Here is a 14,893-nt window from a genome sequence, read left to right on the forward strand (position 1 = left end):
CCGCTTCTCAGTTCGCCGCCGCCGGCGCGGCAGCTGCGCCGGCCGGGGCAGCGGGAGGGGTCCCGCCGAGGGGATCGCGGAAGTAGCGGAAGAAGCTCGAATCCGGGCTCACCACCATGCGGGTGTCGCCGGGCTTCATGCTCGCTTCATAGGCCTGCATGGACCGGTAGAAGGTGAAGAAGTCCGGATCCCGCCCGAATGCATCGGCGAAGATGCGGTTGCGTTCCGCATCGCCCTCGCCGCGCAGCTGCTCGCCCTTGGAGTTGGCTTCCGCCACCACGATGGTGGCCTCGCGCTCGGCCCGGGCCCTGAGCCGCTGGGCGGCCTCGTTGCCCTGGGCGCGAATCTCGGCCGCCTCGCGCTGGCGCTCCGTCTGCATGCGCTGGAACACCGCCTGGCTGTTGGCCTCCGGCAAGTCGGCGCGGCGGATGCGCACATCCACCACGGTGATGCCGAAGTTGGCGGCCTCGCGGTTCACCTGCTCGCCGATCTGGCGCATCAGGTTCTCGCGGGCGTCGCGCACCACGCTGGTGAAGGAATTCTCGCCCAGCACCCGGCGGAGCGACGAGTTCAGCACCGTGGACAGGCGGTTGTTGGCGTTCTGCACCGTGCCGACCGACTGGTAGAAGCGCAGCGGATTGGAGATCCGGTAGCGGGCGAAGGCGTCCACCACCAGGCGCTTCTGGTCGGAGGCGATCACCTCCTGCGAGGCGTTCTCCAGGTCGAGGATGCGATTGTCGAGATAGACCACGCTGTCGATGAACGGCAGCTTCCAGTGCAGTCCGGGCGTGGTGACCGGGGCGAGCGGATCGCCGAGGCGCAGCACCAGGGCCTGCTGGGTCTGGTACACCACGAAGGCGGACGAATAGACCAGCAGAAGGGCGACGACGGCGAGGACGGCGAGGACACCGCCGAGAATGGGGTTTCTCATCGCGGAGCTCCCTGCTGGGTCTGGGCCGCCGGAGCCGGCGTGCGTCGCAACATGTCGGAAAGGGGCAGGACCGGCACCACACCCTGGCCGGCGCTTGCGCCAGCGCCGGCGCCGGCGCGGGTGGCGGACTGGTCCACCAGCACCTTGTCGAGGCCGCCGAGCACGCGTTCCATGGTTTCCAGATACATGCGCTCGCGCGTCACCACCTTGGCCTTCTGGTATTCGTCATAGATCTTCAGGAAGCGCGCCGCCTGGCCGCGGGCTTCCACCACGGTGCGCTCGCGATAGGCCTGGGCGGCGTTGTCGATGCGGGAGGCCTCGCCGCGCGCCTCGGGCAGCACCCGGTTGGCGTAGGTCTGGGCCTCGTTCTGGGAGCGCTCGGCGTCGGCGCGGGCGGCCTGCACGTCGCGGAAGGCGTCGATGACCTGGCTCGGCGGATCCACCTTCTGCATCTGCACCTGGGTGATCTCCACGCCGGCCTTGTAGCCGTTCAGCACCGACTGCATCAGGTCCTGCACGCCGGTCTCGATGCCCTGCCGGGCGCCGGTGAGGATGGGCTGGATGTTGGTGCGCCCGATCACCTCGCGCATGGCGCTCTCCGCCACCGCCTTGATGGTGCCCTCGGGGTTCTGCACGTTGAACAGGTAGTTCTCGGCGTTCGAGATGCGCCAGAAGACGGCGAAGTCCACGTCGACGATGTTCTCGTCGCCGGTGAGCATGAGGCTCTCCTCGGGCACGTCGCGCATCACCGAGGTGCCGCGCCGCGTGTCCTCGCCCACCCGCATGCCGATGTTGATGGTGTTGATCTCGGTGACCCGGGGCAGCAGCACCGACTGGATCGGGTAGGGCCAGTGATAGTTGAGGCCGGGGGTGGTGGTGCCGACGAAGCGGCCGAACTGGAGCACGACCCCCTGCTCGTTGGGCTGCACCCGGTACCAGCCGGACATGAGCCAGCCGAAGACCACCAGCGCGATGATGACCGCGATGCCCTTGGCCCCGAACGAGCCGGGCATGAGGTTGCGCAGCTGGTCCTGGCTGCGGCGGATCAGGTCCTCGATATCCGGCGGTGTCGGCCCCGACGAAGACGGCCCCGAACCCCAGGGGCTCCGCGGTCCGCTACCCCACGGGCCGCCACTCTGATTCTTCCACGACATCCGTCGTCTCCCGTCGGCGGTGCCGGACATCGGCACCCGCGTCACTGCGAACCCTCGCCGAACCCGCGCGGAAACGCCGCGAGGGTGCCGGTCCGAGCGGCGCGCGATCCGCGTCGCCAGGGGACGCCGGCGTCCCCCTGCGACCGGCTCGCGCTCTCCAGCGCATCGAGGCCGGCGGATGAGACTTTTCCATGGAAGCGCACCGCGCCCCAGCGAAAAGCGTCCGCCGCACCATTCGAGGATGGAGGGCGCGGGGATCCGGTCTGCCCGCGAACGGAGCCGACCGGCGCGCACTCTTGCGGACCCGTCCGGGAATGCCTGCCGGGAGCTGGATGTGGATCCAGCGCAGCAGGCCGCCCCCGCCGGGCTGGGCGGTTATAGGAAACCGCGCGCCGCCTTTCAACGCGGCGCGCGGCAAACCTCATCCGCAGATAGGGTCGAGCTGCGATTTACGCAACGGTAGGGCTGGCCACACTCATGCGCTCGCCCGTGCTCTGGGCGCGGGCCGCCGAGGCGGCGCCGCGATAGTGATCGAGCACGAACAAGCGGATTGCCGACGACAGGTTCCCCTGCGTGCGGGCGGAGTCGATGGTCGCCACGAGGTCGGAAAGAGTGAGCCGGCGGCCGCTGGCGATCTCCTTCAACGCCTCCCAGAAGGCGTCTTCGAGGCTTACGCTCGTCTTGTGGCCGGCGATGACAATGGATCTCTTAACCACGGGGCTTTTCATGTTCATCCCTCTCGGTCAGGGCGTGGCCTTCCAGGTGGCGTTTCTGCCTTTCGAGCTCGTCCGCCTGCCGCTCGCGCTCGGCCTTGGTCCGTCCGAATCGGACTCGGTTTTCCTCGGCCTTCACCTCTGCCGCCCGGCGGGCTTGCGCTTTGCGCGCCCGATGAAGATTGACCACGTCGCCCAACGCTTGCCTCACTTGCCGCCAGTTACCTCCGCCCCCGACAGCTTCGTGACTTCTTCTCGGCCGACGCAACGCGTCAGGCCAACTTTGCCTAATGAGGATTTTACCTCTTAAAGCCTCCAGAAGATATTGCGAAATGAGGGAGTGGTAACATCCGCCGGCTACCACTCTGGAATTATTTTAGTAAACGTCCGCGTCTCCCCGCGGGGGCGCCAGCTGTGCTATGAGCCCGCCCGCCGCGGCACGAGGATACGAAGGAAAGGTGAAGCCATGACCACCCGCACCGAGACCGACACGTTCGGCCCGATCGAGGTCGAAACCGACCGCTACTGGGGCGCGCAGGCGCAGCGCTCCCTCGGGAACTTCAAGATCGGCTGGGAGAAACAGCCGCTGCCGGTGGTGCGGGCTCTCGGCATCGTCAAGCGCGCCGCCGCCGAGGTGAACCGGGACCTCGGCCGGCTCGATCCCGCGCTGGCCGAGGCCATCGTCGCCGCTGCGCAGGAGGTGATCGACGGCAAGCTCGACGCCCACTTCCCCCTCGCCGTGTGGCAGACCGGCTCGGGCACCCAGTCCAACATGAATGCCAATGAAGTGATCTCGAACCGGGCCATCGAGATGCTCGGCGGGGTGATGGGCTCCAAGAAGCCGGTGCACCCCAACGATCACGTCAACATGAGCCAGTCGTCCAACGACACCTATCCTACGGCCATGCACATCGCCTGCGCCGAGGAGATCGTCCACCGTCTGCTGCCGGCGCTGAAGCACCTGCACGGCGCGCTCGCCGCCAAGTCCGCCGCGTGGAAGAACATCATCAAGATCGGCCGCACCCACACCCAGGATGCGACCCCGCTCACCCTGGGCCAGGAATTCTCCGGCTACGCCCAGCAGGTGGAGAATGGCATCAAGCGCATCGAGATGACGCTGCCGGCGCTGATGGAGCTCGCCCAGGGCGGGACCGCCGTGGGCACCGGCCTCAACGCGCCGGTGGGCTTCGCCGAGCAGGTGGCGGCCAAGATCGCCGACATCACCGGCCTCGCCTTCACCTCCGCCCCGAACAAGTTCGAGGCGCTCGCCGCCCATGACGCCATGGTGTTCTCGCATGGCGCCATCAACACGGTGGCGGTGTCCCTGTTCAAGATCGCCAACGACATTCGCCTGCTCGGCTCGGGCCCGCGCTCGGGCCTCGGCGAATTGTCCCTGCCGGAGAACGAGCCCGGCTCCTCCATCATGCCGGGCAAGGTGAACCCGACCCAGTGCGAGGCGCTCACCCAGGTCTGCGTGCAGATCTTCGGCAACAACGCCGCGCTCTCCTTCGCCGGCAGCCAGGGTCATTTCGAGCTCAACGTCTACAATCCGGTGATGGCCTACAACTTCCTCCAGTCGGTGCGGCTGATGGCGGATGCGGCGGTGAGCTTCACCGACAATTGCGTGGTGGGCATCGAGGCGCGCGAAGACAACATCAAGGCGGCGCTGGAGCGTTCGCTCATGCTGGTCACCGCCCTCGCTCCGAAGATCGGCTACGACAACGCCGCCAAGATCGCCAAGACCGCGCACAAGAACGGCACCACCCTGCGCGACGAGGCGGTGGGCGGCGGCTACGTGACCAACGAGGAGTTCGACGCCGTGGTCCGTCCCGAGAAGATGATCTCGCCGGGCTGAGGCCGCATCCAAACTCCTGTGGGTGGCAGATGGCGGCATCCCCCGGCGGGGATGCCGCCATCTGCGTTTCGCGCCATGATGGGCCGGCGGCGGCGACGCCGCCCGTGCCGAAGCCGCGCCGCAACGGCGCGCAGGGAGACCCGCCGTGGCCGACGTCCGGGAAATCGCCATCGACACCCTGCACCCGACCCAGCTCACCCTGGGCCTCGACGAGGTGGCGCGCCGGGCCAGGGTCATGGCCGGCCTCTCCAAGCCTGCGCTCCGCGCCGAGCTGGAGAGGAAGGCGGTGCCCTGCGTGCTCGGTCCGAAGAAGCGCCTCTACATGACCGACCATCACCATCTGTGCCGGGTGCTGCTGGAGATCTGCCACGACACGGTGCTGGTGAAGGTTCCGCAATACGACTGGTCCGACCTCGACCTGCCGGCGTTCTGGCACCGCATGGAGGCGCAGAGCCTGTGCTGGCCCATCGACGTGGAAGGCAACCGGCGCCCCTGCATCAAGATTCCCGGCCACATCAGCGAGCTCACCGACAATCCGTGGCGCACCCTCGCCCGCGGCGTCCGGGGCAAGGCCTATTCCAACGAGGACACGCCGTTCCAGGAATTCATGTGGGGCAACTACTACCGCTCCTTCATGACCACGCGGCTGCTCGAGACCGACATCGAGCTGGCCGAAAAGCTCGCCGTGAAGCTCTCCCGCCTCGACGAGGCGCAGGACCTGCCGGGCTATCTCGGACCGAAGTGAGGGCGAGCGGCGGGGGACCTTTCCGGAGCCGCGCCGTGTTATAAGCCCGCCGGGCGTCGACGGCCGCGGCCGGGTCCGCGCCGACGACGCAGACGACAGGGGAGGGGCCGCCATGATCACCGCACTCAAGTCCACCGCACTCCAGCATTTCGCCCGCATCCGGGCTCCGCTCTTCGTCGTGCTCGCCGGGCTGATGCTGGCCGGCTGCGGCATCAACGTGATTCCCACCGAGGAAGAGCGCGCCAAGGCCGCCTGGAGCGATGTGCTGAACCAGTATCAGCGCCGCTCCGACCTCATTCCCAACCTGGTGGAGACGGTGAAGGGCTACGCGGCCCAGGAGAAGGACGTGCTGACCTCGGTCATCGAGGCGCGGGCCAAGGCCACCTCCATCAGGGTGGACGCCTCCACCATCACCAATCCCGAGCAGTTCAAGCAGTTCCAGGACGCCCAGGCGGGCCTCTCCAGCGCTCTCGGGCGGCTGATCGCGGTGTCGGAAGCCTATCCGGACCTCAAGTCCAACGCCAACTTCCTCGCCCTCCAGTCGCAGATCGAGGGCACCGAGAACCGCATCGCGGTGGCGCGGCGCGACTACATCGAGGCGGTACGGGTCTACAACACCGAGCTGAAGACCTTCCCCGGCGCGCTGTGGGCGGCGACCCTCTATCGCGCCTACAAGCCCATGGAGACCTTCACCATCTCCGAGCAGCAGATGCAGGTGCCGAAGGTGAAGTTCAACTGAGCCGGGCGGGTCCGGCCGTGCGCCGTCCCGCCGTTTCCGGCCTCCGCGCGCTGGCCTTGCTGGCGGGGGTCCTCTTTGCCTGCGGCGCGGCACGGGCGGAGCTGACCTTTCCCGCCCTCACCGGCCGGGTGGTGGACGCGGCCCACGTGCTGCCGCCCGCCACCGTGGCCGCCCTCGACGCCAAGCTCGCGGCGCAGGAGGCGAAGGCCACCGACCAGGTGGTGGTGGCCACCGTTCCCTCGCTCCAGGGCACGTCGGTGGAGGACTACGCCAACCGCCTGTTCCGCTTTTGGCAGATCGGGCAGGCGAAGAAGAACAACGGCGTGCTGCTCCTGGTGGCGCCGGGCGAGCGCAAGGTGCGCATCGAGGTGGGCTACGGCCTCGAGGGCATCCTCACCGATGCGGTGTCCTCCACCATCATCCGCAACGCCGTGGTGCCCGCCTTCAAGGCCGGCGACATGGCCGGCGGCATCGTGAAGGGCACGGATGCCATCCTCGAAATCCTCAACCTCGACCCGGACGAGGCGCGGGCCCGCGCCAAGGCCCTCGAAAAGCCGGGCATGACCGAGGACGAGATCGACAACCTCATCTTCCTCGCCGTGATGCTCCTGTTCTGGGGCTTCATCATCTGGCGGGTGACGCGGGGCGGCGGAGGTCCGGGGGGCGGAGCGGTGACGCGGCGGCGCGGTCGCGCGGCGGCGGCGGGCGGCGCGGCCTCCAGCTGGGACTGGGGCGGCGGCTTCGGTGGCGGGTCCAGCGGCGGCGGAGGCGGCGGCGGCTGGTCCGGTGGCGGGGGATCTTCCGGCGGCGGCGGTGCTTCGGGAGACTGGTGAGGATCGGCGGCATGCTCTGGAGCGAAGGCTGGGGAGCCGGAGGGGAGATCAGGCAGAGGTGCGGATGGCTCGGCCGTTTCGCCGGCGCGCCGGCCGCTATTCTCCTCGCCGGCTTCGCCCTGGTTTTCCGCGCCGGTGCGGCGGCGGCCGAAGTCGTGGGTTCGGAGGTCGAAACGGTGGGCCTTGGCGCGGCGCTGGTCATGCTGCTCTTCCTCGCCATTGCCGCACTTGTGGTGATCTCATTCGTGGCGAAGCTGCTGCTGGCTTTCGGGCTGGTGCCGAAATCCCGCACCAGCCGACTGCGGAAGGTGATTGTCTTTCTGGCCCGCGCGACCGGGACGGTGCGAACCACGGCGGGCGGACGTACGGAAACCGGCAGGCCCACTCCGGTTGAACGCGGTGGAGGCTCGTCGGGGGGCGCGGGAGCATCGGGAGACTATTGATGACGAACGTGGCACCGGGTTCGCTGACCGAGGATGCGAGCCGCTTCGGCCTTCCTCCGACGGAGCTCCTGCGCATCGCCGATGCGGTGGCCGCCGCCGAGGCGAAGACCTCCGCCGAGATTCGCGTGGTGGTGGCGCGGGCGCCGCTGGTGCAGCATCCCTTCTTCTCCGTGCTGTGGGCGGCGCTTGCGGCGCTGGTGCTGCCCTGGGCCGTGCTCATCCTCAATCCCATGCCGGCGTCCACAGTGCTGTCGCTGCAGGCGGGCCTGTTCGTGGTGATCGCCGCCGTGCTGCTGCTGCCGGGCATCGCCTCGCGGGTGATCCCGCGGCTGGCGCAGAAGTCGGCGGCGCGCAGCGCGGCGCTGGAGATCTTCCTGGCCCACGGCATTCCGCAGACCCCGGGTCGCACCGGCATCCTCATCTTCGTGGCGGCGCGCGAGCGCCTGGTGGAGGTGGTCGCCGACGAGGGGGTGCACACGCCGCTCGGCCATGGCGCATGGCAGGACATCTGCGATGCGGTGGCCCAGCGGGCGGGGCAGGGCAGCCTGGCCGAAGGGCTGGTGGCGGGGGTGGAGAAGGCGGGCAAGCTCCTGTCCGGACCGCTGCCCCGCAAGCCGGGGGACCGCGACGAGCTGTCGAACCACGTGATCGTGCTCTGACCGGCTGCCCCGGAGGCGGGCGGCTGCGGGATGGCGGATGAACGGGAGTACGCCGCTCCCGCCGCGCCGCGCGCGGATCTAGACCAAGGGCCAATCGGAAAGCGCGAATCGGAGGGGCGCGGCGCCTTTCCATCGGCCGCGCCGCAGCATAGATTGCGCGCCCGAGCCTTCGGGGCTCGTCCAAGGCAAAGGGCTTCCTCCTATGACCAAACCCGCCGTTCGCGTCGCTGTCACGGGCGCCGCCGGTCAGATTTGCTATTCACTGCTTTTCCGCATCGCCAACGGCGATCTTTTCGGCAAGGACCAGCCGGTCATCCTGCAGCTGCTCGACCTGCCCCAGGCGCAGGGCGCGGTCAAAGGCGTGGTGATGGAGATCGAGGACTGCGCGTTCCCGAACTTTGCCGGCGTGGTCATCACCGACGATCCGAAGGTTGCGTTCAAGGACATCGACGCCGCCATCCTCGTGGGCGCCCGCCCGCGCTCGAAGGGCATGGAGCGCGCCGACCTGCTCTCCGCCAACGCCGAGATCTTCAAGGTCCAGGGCAAGGCCCTCAACGAGGTGGCCAAGCGCGACGTGAAGGTGCTGGTGGTCGGCAATCCGGCCAACACCAACGCCTACATCACCGCCAAGAGCGCCCCCGATCTGCCGGCCCGCAACATCACCGCCATGCTGCGGCTCGATCACAATCGCGCGCTGTCCCAGTTCGCCGCCAAGGCCGGCATCGCCAGCAAGGACATCGAGAAGGTGGCGGTGTGGGGCAACCACTCGCCCACCATGTACGCCGACTACCGCTTCGCCACGGCCAACGGCAAGGCGCTGCCCGGGCTCATCAATGACGAGACCTGGTATCGCGAGACGCTGCTGCCGACCGTCGGCAAGCGCGGCGCCGCCATCATCGAGGCGCGCGGCCTGTCGTCGGCGGCCTCGGCGGCCAATGCCGCCATCGACCACATGCACGACTGGATCCACGGCACCGCCGGCAAGTGGGTGTCCATGGGCGTCGCCTCGGACGGCTCCTACGGCGTGCCGGAAGGCATCGTCTTCGGCGTGCCGGCGATCTGCACCGCCGGCGAATACGAGGTCGTGAAGGGCCTGCCCATGGACGACTTCTCCCAGTCCATGCTGGACAAGACCCTGAAGGAACTGCTTGAGGAGCGCGACGGCGTCGCCGCCCTTCTGGGCTGAACGCTCCGGCCCCCCTCCGCCGCCGGCGGAAGGGGGCCGGCGGCCTGACGGCCCTTTGGAGGAGCCGATGATCCGTACCCTTGGCCTCGGCCTCCTGCTGCTGCTGGCGGTCCCCGCCGGGGTGCAGGCCGAGGCATCCGATGCTGCTGCGGTGGTATCAAGATGCCTCGAAAAGGCTGAAAACGAGCCGCTCGGGGCGCGGACCTGCATCGACACCTACGCAAATGCCTGCCTGGATGAGGGGCGGGACCCCAGCACGTCCGGCGAGGCCGGCTGCTACCGCCGGGAGGCCGAGGCGTGGGACGCCCGGCTCAACGCCGACTACAAGGCCCTCATGGCCCGCCTGCCGAAGGAGAAGGCGGCGAAGCTGAGGGAATCGGAGCGCGCCTGGATCGAGGCGCGCAAGACGACCTGCGGCTTCTATTCCGCCTTTCATGACGGCGGGAGCATGGCGCAGATCATGTCCGCCGCCTGCTACAACCGCCACACCGCGGAAAGAGCCTTGTTCCTCAAGGGGTTCATGGACAACGCGGCGGATGCGGGCCAATAGGCCGGCGATGCGCCGGGGCGGGCGGCAATCCTTAATTTTCAGCCCCCGGACAGCATCGCAGGCTTGACGCAGAGCGACTCTGCGGCTAGAAGCGGCCCACTTTCGCGGCAGGCGGTCGGCGTCTGAGCGATCGGCTCATAGTTTCCAGGTGCTGAATCAGCAGCGGAACGAGCCCGATCCGAGAGCCGAAACGCTGCCAGGAACAGCACTGCGATAACTTCAGGTGCATGATCGCGGCGCCCTCCCGAACCGGGACCGGAGCGTCGTGATCCTCTGTCGCGAGAAAGGCGTGTTCGCCCCCTTGCGGGTGGCGAACGGCGCCTTTTGCGCTCGTTGGTGCAGGGGGCGATTCGTCGCCCCGTGGAATTTCCGACCCTTCGGGGTCAGTCGTGGCGGTCCCGAAAAGGATCGTCGAATGAAGAATGCGGGTAATCCGCAGATCAGGACGAGGCGAAGGCGTACATGCCGACGATCAACCAGCTGATCCGTAAGCCGCGGGAAGCGCAGAAGGCGCGGGACAAGGCGCCGGCGCTCCAGTCGAGCCCCCAGAAGCGCGGCGTCTGCACGCGCGTTTACACGACGACCCCGAAGAAGCCGAACTCGGCTCTGCGCAAGGTCGCCAAGGTGCGGCTCACCAACAGCTACGAAGTGATCGGCTACATCCCCGGTGAAGGCCACAACCTTCAGGAGCACTCCGTGGTGATGATCCGCGGCGGCCGCGTGAAGGATCTTCCCGGCGTGCGCTACCACATCCTGCGCGGCGTGCTCGACACCCAGGGCGTCAAGAACCGCAAGCAGCGCCGTTCGAAGTACGGCGCGAAGCGGCCGAAGTGAGGATCTGAACGATGTCCCGTCGTCACAAGGCCGAGCGCCGCGAAGTCATCCCGGACGCCAAGTACGGTTCGACCACCCTGTCGCGCTTCATGAATTCCGTCATGCGCGACGGCAAGAAGTCGGTTGCCGAGAACATCGTGTACGGCGCTCTCGACGTGGTCGAGGGCAAGGCCAAGCACGATCCGGTGGAGGTGTTCATCCAGGCGCTGGAGAACGTGGCCCCGGCGGTGGAAGTCCGCTCCCGCCGCGTCGGCGGCGCCACCTACCAGGTGCCCGTCGAGGTGCGTAACGAGCGCCGTCAGACGCTGGCCATCCGCTGGCTCATCGCCTCGGCCCGCGCCCGCAACGAGAAGACCATGGTGGAGCGTCTCTCCGCCGAGCTGCTGGACGCCGCGAACAACCGTGGCGCCGCCGTCAAGAAACGCGAAGATACGCACCGTATGGCGGAAGCCAACCGTGCCTTCTCGCATTACCGCTGGTGATCGGAGAGGACGACTTCCATGCCCCGTACTCACGCGATCGAGGACTACCGCAACTTCGGCATCATGGCGCACATCGATGCCGGCAAGACCACGACCACGGAGCGGATCCTCTATTACACCGGCAAGAGCCACAAGATCGGTGAAGTCCATGATGGCGCCGCCACCATGGATTGGATGACCCAGGAGCAGGAACGCGGCATCACCATCACGTCGGCCGCGACGACTGCCATCTGGCTGGGCAAGCGCCTGAACATCATCGACACCCCCGGGCATGTGGACTTCACCATCGAGGTGGAGCGCTCGCTCCGCGTGCTCGACGGCGCCGTGTGCGTGCTGGACGGCAACCAGGGCGTCGAGCCGCAGACCGAGACGGTGTGGCGCCAGGCGGACAAGTACAACGTGCCGCGCATCGTGTTCGTCAACAAGATGGACAAGATCGGCGCCGACTTCTACCGCTGCGTCGAGATGATCATCGACCGCGTGGCCGGCAACCCCGTGTGCTGCCAGCTGCCGATCGGCTCGGAGAACAACTTCAAGGGCATCATCGACCTCGTCCGCATGAAGGCGGTGGTGTGGGAAGATGAAGCCCTCGGCGCGAAGTATCACGACGAAGAGATTCCGGCCGACCTCGCCGACAAGGCCGCCGAGTATCGCAACAAGCTGGTGGAAGCCGCCGTCGAGCTCGACGACGACGCCATGGCCGCGTATCTCGACGGCACCGAGCCGGACGAGGCGACCCTCAAGTCGCTGATCCGCAAGGCGGTGATCGGGCGCAAGTTCAACCCCGTGTTCTGCGGCTCGGCCTTCAAGAACAAGGGCGTGCAGCCCCTGCTCGACGCGGTGGTGGACTATCTGCCGTCGCCCATCGATCGCGGCGCCATCAAGGGCATCGACTTCAAGACCGAGGAAGACACCGTCCGCATGCCTTCGGACGAGGAGCCCACCTCGGTGCTCGCGTTCAAGATCATGGACGACCCCTTCGTCGGGACCATCACCTTCTGCCGGGTCTATGCCGGCAAGATGGAAACCGGCATGGCGCTGCTCAACTCCACCCGTGACAAGCGCGAGCGCGTCGGGCGGATGCTGCTGATGCACGCCAACAACCGGGAAGACATCAAGGAAGCCTATGCGGGCGACATCGTCGCCCTCGCCGGCCTCAAGGATGTGCGCACCGGCGATACCCTCTGCGATCCGGCCAAGGCCGTGATCCTGGAGAAGATGGAATTCCCGGAGCCGGTCATCGAGATCGCCATCGAGCCGAAGTCCAAGGCCGACCAGGAGAAGCTGGGCATCGCCCTCTCCAAGCTCGCCGCCGAGGATCCGTCCTTCCGCGTGTCCACCGACTTCGAGAGCGGCCAGACCATCCTCAAGGGGATGGGCGAGCTTCATCTCGACATCAAGGTCGACATCCTGAAGCGGACCTACAAGGTGGACGCCAACATCGGCGCTCCCCAGGTGGCCTATCGTGAGACCCTCACGAAGAAGACCGAGGTGGACTACACCCACAAGAAGCAGACCGGTGGTACCGGCCAGTTCGCGCGGGTGAAGTTCACGGTGGAGCCGAACGAGGCCGGCAAGGGCTTCGTCTTCGAGAGCGCCATCGTCGGCGGCGCGGTGCCGAAGGAGTACATCCCGGGCGTCCAGAAGGGCCTCGAGAGCGTGCTTGGCGCCGGTGTGCTGGCGGGCTTCCCGGTGGTGGACGTGAAGGTGACGCTCACCGACGGCGCCTTCCACGAAGTGGACTCCTCGGCGCTGGCGTTCGAGATCGCGTCCCGCGCGGCCTTCCGCGAGGCCCTGCAGAAGGGCACCTCGGTGCTGCTCGAGCCGATCATGAAGGTCGAGGTGGTGACGCCGGAGGACTATACCGGCTCCGTCATCGGCGACCTGAACTCCCGTCGTGGCCAGATCCAGGGCCAGGACATGCGTGGCAATGCGAACGTCATCAACGCGATGGTGCCGCTGGCCAACATGTTCGGCTACGTGAACACCCTGCGTTCCTTCAGCCAGGGACGCGCCACCTTCACCATGCAGTTCGACCACTACGAACAGGTGCCGTCGAACGTCGCCCAGGAGGTCCAGGCCAAGTACGCGTAACGCTTCAGCGTCACCCGCGTCGGCCTGAGCCTTCACCCGATTTTCACCCTTCAGGTTCTGCCAGAGAGACCCAACGGAGAGTCCCATGGCCAAAGAGAAGTTCAACCGCTCGAAGCCGCACTGCAACATCGGCACGATCGGTCACGTTGATCACGGCAAGACGTCGCTGACGGCGGCGATCACGAAGATCCTCGCGGAGACGGGCGGGGCGACGTTCACGGCGTACGACCAGATCGACAAGGCGCCGGAAGAGAAGGCGCGGGGCATCACGATCTCGACCGCGCACGTGGAATACGAGACGGCGAACCGTCACTACGCGCACGTGGACTGCCCCGGGCACGCGGATTATGTGAAGAACATGATCACCGGCGCGGCGCAGATGGACGGCGCGATCCTGGTGGTTTCGGCGGCCGACGGCCCCATGCCGCAGACCCGGGAGCACATCCTTCTGGCCCGCCAGGTGGGCGTGCCGGCGCTGGTGGTGTTCCTCAACAAGTGCGACATGGTCGACGACGAGGAGCTTCTCGAGCTGGTCGAGCTGGAAGTGCGCGAGCTTCTGTCCAAGTACGACTTCCCCGGGGACGACATCCCGATCATCCGCGGCTCGGCGCTGGTGGCGCTTGAGAACGGCGATCCGAAGCTGGGCAAGGAAGCGGTTCTGAAGCTGATGGAGGCGGTCGACGCCTACATCCCGCAGCCCGAGCGTCCGGTGGACCTGCCGTTCCTGATGCCGATCGAGGACGTGTTCTCGATCTCGGGGCGCGGCACGGTGGTGACGGGCCGCGTGGAGCGCGGGATCATCAAGGTGGGCGAGGAAGTCGAGATCGTGGGCATCCGCCCGACGCAGAAGACCACGGTCACCGGCGTCGAGATGTTCCGCAAGCTTCTGGACCAGGGCCAGGCCGGCGACAACGTGGGCATCCTGGTTCGCGGCACCAAGCGCGAGGACGTGGAGCGCGGCCAGGTGGTGTGCAAGCCGGGTACGGTGAAGCCGCACACCAAGTTCAAGGCCGAGGCCTACATCCTGACCAAGGAAGAGGGCGGGCGCCACACCCCGTTCTTCACCAACTACCGGCCGCAGTTCTACTTCCGCACGACGGACGTGACCGGCGTGTGCACGCTGCCCGAAGGCACCGAGATGGTGATGCCGGGGGACAACGTGTCCATGGACGTGGCGCTGATCGTGCCGATCGCCATGGAAGAGAAGCTGCGCTTCGCCATCCGCGAGGGTGGCCGCACGGTTGGCGCCGGCGTCGTCGCCGCCATCATCGAGTGATCTGACAAAAGAAGAAACGGGGACGCGCTGCGTCCGGCGCGCGTCCCTCATTCCCGGAGCCTTTGAGCCATGAACGGCCAGAACATTCGAATTCGCCTTAAGGCGTTCGATCACCGCATCCTCGATGCGTCGACCCGCGAGATCGTCGCCACGGCCAAGCGCACGGGTGCGCAGGTGCGCGGCCCGATTCCGCTGCCGACGCGGATCGAGAAGTTCACCGTCAATCGCTCTCCGCACATCGACAAGAAGTCGCGCGAGCAGTTCGAGATGCGCACGCACAAGCGGTTGCTCGATATCGTCGACCCGACTCCCCAGACCGTGGACGCGCTGATGAAGCTCGACCTCGCCGCTGGCGTCGACGTCGAAATCAAGCTCTGACGTGGTGCGAGGAGACACGAC

17 protein-coding genes are annotated in these 14,893 nt (G+C 67.3%); 13 read left to right on the top strand and 4 right to left on the bottom strand.

Annotated features, from left to right (window positions below; genetic code table 11):
* Positions 1 to 7: 7 nt before the first annotated feature.
* The 4 genes from hflC to EZH22_RS17810 all read right to left on the bottom strand — a co-directional run bounded on the left by hflC (position 8) and on the right by EZH22_RS17810 (position 2,988).
* Positions 8 to 931, bottom strand: a complete 924-nt coding sequence (gene hflC / locus EZH22_RS17795) for a protease modulator HflC (protein WP_203191847.1) — start codon at positions 929 to 931, stop codon at positions 8 to 10.
* Positions 928 to 2,085 (bottom strand): FtsH protease activity modulator HflK, encoded by a 1,158-nt coding sequence (hflK, locus tag EZH22_RS17800; RefSeq protein WP_203191848.1) that lies wholly within the window; start codon positions 2,083 to 2,085, stop codon positions 928 to 930. The genes hflC and hflK overlap by 4 nt, the downstream gene beginning before the upstream one ends.
* 449 nt (positions 2,086 to 2,534) lie before the next feature.
* Complete coding sequence (locus EZH22_RS17805; RefSeq protein ID WP_203191849.1) at positions 2,535 to 2,813, bottom strand: ribbon-helix-helix domain-containing protein; 279 nt, start codon at positions 2,811 to 2,813, stop codon at positions 2,535 to 2,537.
* Positions 2,794 to 2,988: a DUF4169 family protein gene (locus tag EZH22_RS17810; RefSeq protein WP_333473739.1), complete on the bottom strand. Its 195-nt coding sequence runs from the start codon at positions 2,986 to 2,988 to the stop codon at positions 2,794 to 2,796. Before EZH22_RS17810 ends, EZH22_RS17805 begins: the two co-directional genes overlap by 20 nt.
* Positions 2,989 to 3,264: 276 nt before the next feature.
* On the opposite strand from EZH22_RS17810, the gene fumC reads away from it, so the two are divergent.
* The 13 genes from fumC (at position 3,265) to rpsJ (ending at position 14,872) form a co-directional block, all read left to right on the top strand.
* Positions 3,265 to 4,653, top strand: a complete 1,389-nt coding sequence (gene fumC, locus EZH22_RS17815; RefSeq protein WP_203191851.1) for a class II fumarate hydratase — start codon at positions 3,265 to 3,267, stop codon at positions 4,651 to 4,653.
* Between the two features lie 145 nt (positions 4,654 to 4,798).
* Positions 4,799 to 5,398, top strand: a complete 600-nt coding sequence (locus EZH22_RS17820; protein WP_203191852.1) for a ParB-like protein — start codon at positions 4,799 to 4,801, stop codon at positions 5,396 to 5,398.
* Positions 5,399 to 5,510: 112 nt separating this feature from the next.
* Complete coding sequence (locus EZH22_RS17825) at positions 5,511 to 6,137, top strand: LemA family protein (RefSeq protein ID WP_203191853.1); 627 nt, start codon at positions 5,511 to 5,513, stop codon at positions 6,135 to 6,137.
* A 17-nt stretch (positions 6,138 to 6,154) separates the two neighbouring features.
* Entirely contained in the window at positions 6,155 to 6,970 is an 816-nt protein-coding gene (locus tag EZH22_RS17830; protein WP_203191854.1) for a TPM domain-containing protein, read from the top strand.
* An 11-nt stretch (positions 6,971 to 6,981) separates the two neighbouring features.
* Positions 6,982 to 7,413, top strand: coding sequence for a hypothetical protein (locus EZH22_RS17835; protein WP_203191855.1), 432 nt, complete (start codon positions 6,982 to 6,984; stop codon positions 7,411 to 7,413).
* Complete coding sequence (locus EZH22_RS17840) at positions 7,413 to 8,072, top strand: TPM domain-containing protein (RefSeq protein ID WP_231711028.1); 660 nt, start codon at positions 7,413 to 7,415, stop codon at positions 8,070 to 8,072. The genes EZH22_RS17835 and EZH22_RS17840 overlap by 1 nt, the downstream gene beginning before the upstream one ends.
* A gap of 202 nt (positions 8,073 to 8,274) precedes the next feature.
* On the top strand, positions 8,275 to 9,258 hold the full coding sequence (locus EZH22_RS17845) for a malate dehydrogenase (protein WP_203191856.1): 984 nt from the start codon (positions 8,275 to 8,277) through the stop codon (positions 9,256 to 9,258).
* Positions 9,259 to 9,325: 67 nt separating this feature from the next.
* The gene (locus EZH22_RS17850; RefSeq protein ID WP_203191857.1) at positions 9,326 to 9,808 is read left to right on the top strand and encodes a lysozyme inhibitor LprI family protein; all 483 of its coding nucleotides are present in this window, start codon (positions 9,326 to 9,328) and stop codon (positions 9,806 to 9,808) included.
* A gap of 462 nt (positions 9,809 to 10,270) precedes the next feature.
* Positions 10,271 to 10,642: a 30S ribosomal protein S12 gene (gene rpsL, locus EZH22_RS17855; RefSeq protein ID WP_012171083.1), complete on the top strand. Its 372-nt coding sequence runs from the start codon at positions 10,271 to 10,273 to the stop codon at positions 10,640 to 10,642.
* A gap of 11 nt (positions 10,643 to 10,653) precedes the next feature.
* The gene (gene rpsG, locus EZH22_RS17860) at positions 10,654 to 11,124 is read left to right on the top strand and encodes a 30S ribosomal protein S7 (RefSeq protein WP_203191858.1); all 471 of its coding nucleotides are present in this window, start codon (positions 10,654 to 10,656) and stop codon (positions 11,122 to 11,124) included.
* An 18-nt stretch (positions 11,125 to 11,142) separates the two neighbouring features.
* The gene (gene fusA, locus EZH22_RS17865) at positions 11,143 to 13,218 is read left to right on the top strand and encodes an elongation factor G (RefSeq protein WP_203191859.1); all 2,076 of its coding nucleotides are present in this window, start codon (positions 11,143 to 11,145) and stop codon (positions 13,216 to 13,218) included.
* An 85-nt stretch (positions 13,219 to 13,303) separates the two neighbouring features.
* Positions 13,304 to 14,494 (top strand): elongation factor Tu, encoded by a 1,191-nt coding sequence (tuf, locus tag EZH22_RS17870; RefSeq protein WP_203191581.1) that lies wholly within the window; start codon positions 13,304 to 13,306, stop codon positions 14,492 to 14,494.
* 69 nt (positions 14,495 to 14,563) lie between these two features.
* Complete coding sequence (gene rpsJ / locus EZH22_RS17875) at positions 14,564 to 14,872, top strand: 30S ribosomal protein S10 (protein WP_012113701.1); 309 nt, start codon at positions 14,564 to 14,566, stop codon at positions 14,870 to 14,872.
* The last annotated feature ends 21 nt before the right edge of the window (positions 14,873 to 14,893 follow it).

Origin of the sequence: Xanthobacter dioxanivorans (genome assembly GCF_016807805.1) — a bacterium.
Taxonomy (GTDB): domain Bacteria; phylum Pseudomonadota; class Alphaproteobacteria; order Rhizobiales; family Xanthobacteraceae; genus Xanthobacter; species Xanthobacter dioxanivorans.

Coding starts and splice junctions, on each gene's coding strand:
- rpsJ (WP_012113701.1), top strand. CDS start 14,564: ATGAACGGCCAGAACATTCGAATTCGCCTTAAGGCGTTCGATCACCGC.
- EZH22_RS17805 (WP_203191849.1), bottom strand. CDS start 2,813: ATGAAAAGCCCCGTGGTTAAGAGATCCATTGTCATCGCCGGCCACAAG.
- EZH22_RS17845 (WP_203191856.1), top strand. CDS start 8,275: ATGACCAAACCCGCCGTTCGCGTCGCTGTCACGGGCGCCGCCGGTCAG.
- EZH22_RS17835 (WP_203191855.1), top strand. CDS start 6,982: ATGCTCTGGAGCGAAGGCTGGGGAGCCGGAGGGGAGATCAGGCAGAGG.
- rpsL (WP_012171083.1), top strand. CDS start 10,271: ATGCCGACGATCAACCAGCTGATCCGTAAGCCGCGGGAAGCGCAGAAG.
- EZH22_RS17850 (WP_203191857.1), top strand. CDS start 9,326: ATGATCCGTACCCTTGGCCTCGGCCTCCTGCTGCTGCTGGCGGTCCCC.
- EZH22_RS17840 (WP_231711028.1), top strand. CDS start 7,413: ATGACGAACGTGGCACCGGGTTCGCTGACCGAGGATGCGAGCCGCTTC.
- fumC (WP_203191851.1), top strand. CDS start 3,265: ATGACCACCCGCACCGAGACCGACACGTTCGGCCCGATCGAGGTCGAA.
- EZH22_RS17825 (WP_203191853.1), top strand. CDS start 5,511: ATGATCACCGCACTCAAGTCCACCGCACTCCAGCATTTCGCCCGCATC.
- fusA (WP_203191859.1), top strand. CDS start 11,143: ATGCCCCGTACTCACGCGATCGAGGACTACCGCAACTTCGGCATCATG.
- tuf (WP_203191581.1), top strand. CDS start 13,304: ATGGCCAAAGAGAAGTTCAACCGCTCGAAGCCGCACTGCAACATCGGC.
- hflC (WP_203191847.1), bottom strand. CDS start 931: ATGAGAAACCCCATTCTCGGCGGTGTCCTCGCCGTCCTCGCCGTCGTC.
- rpsG (WP_203191858.1), top strand. CDS start 10,654: ATGTCCCGTCGTCACAAGGCCGAGCGCCGCGAAGTCATCCCGGACGCC.
- hflK (WP_203191848.1), bottom strand. CDS start 2,085: ATGTCGTGGAAGAATCAGAGTGGCGGCCCGTGGGGTAGCGGACCGCGG.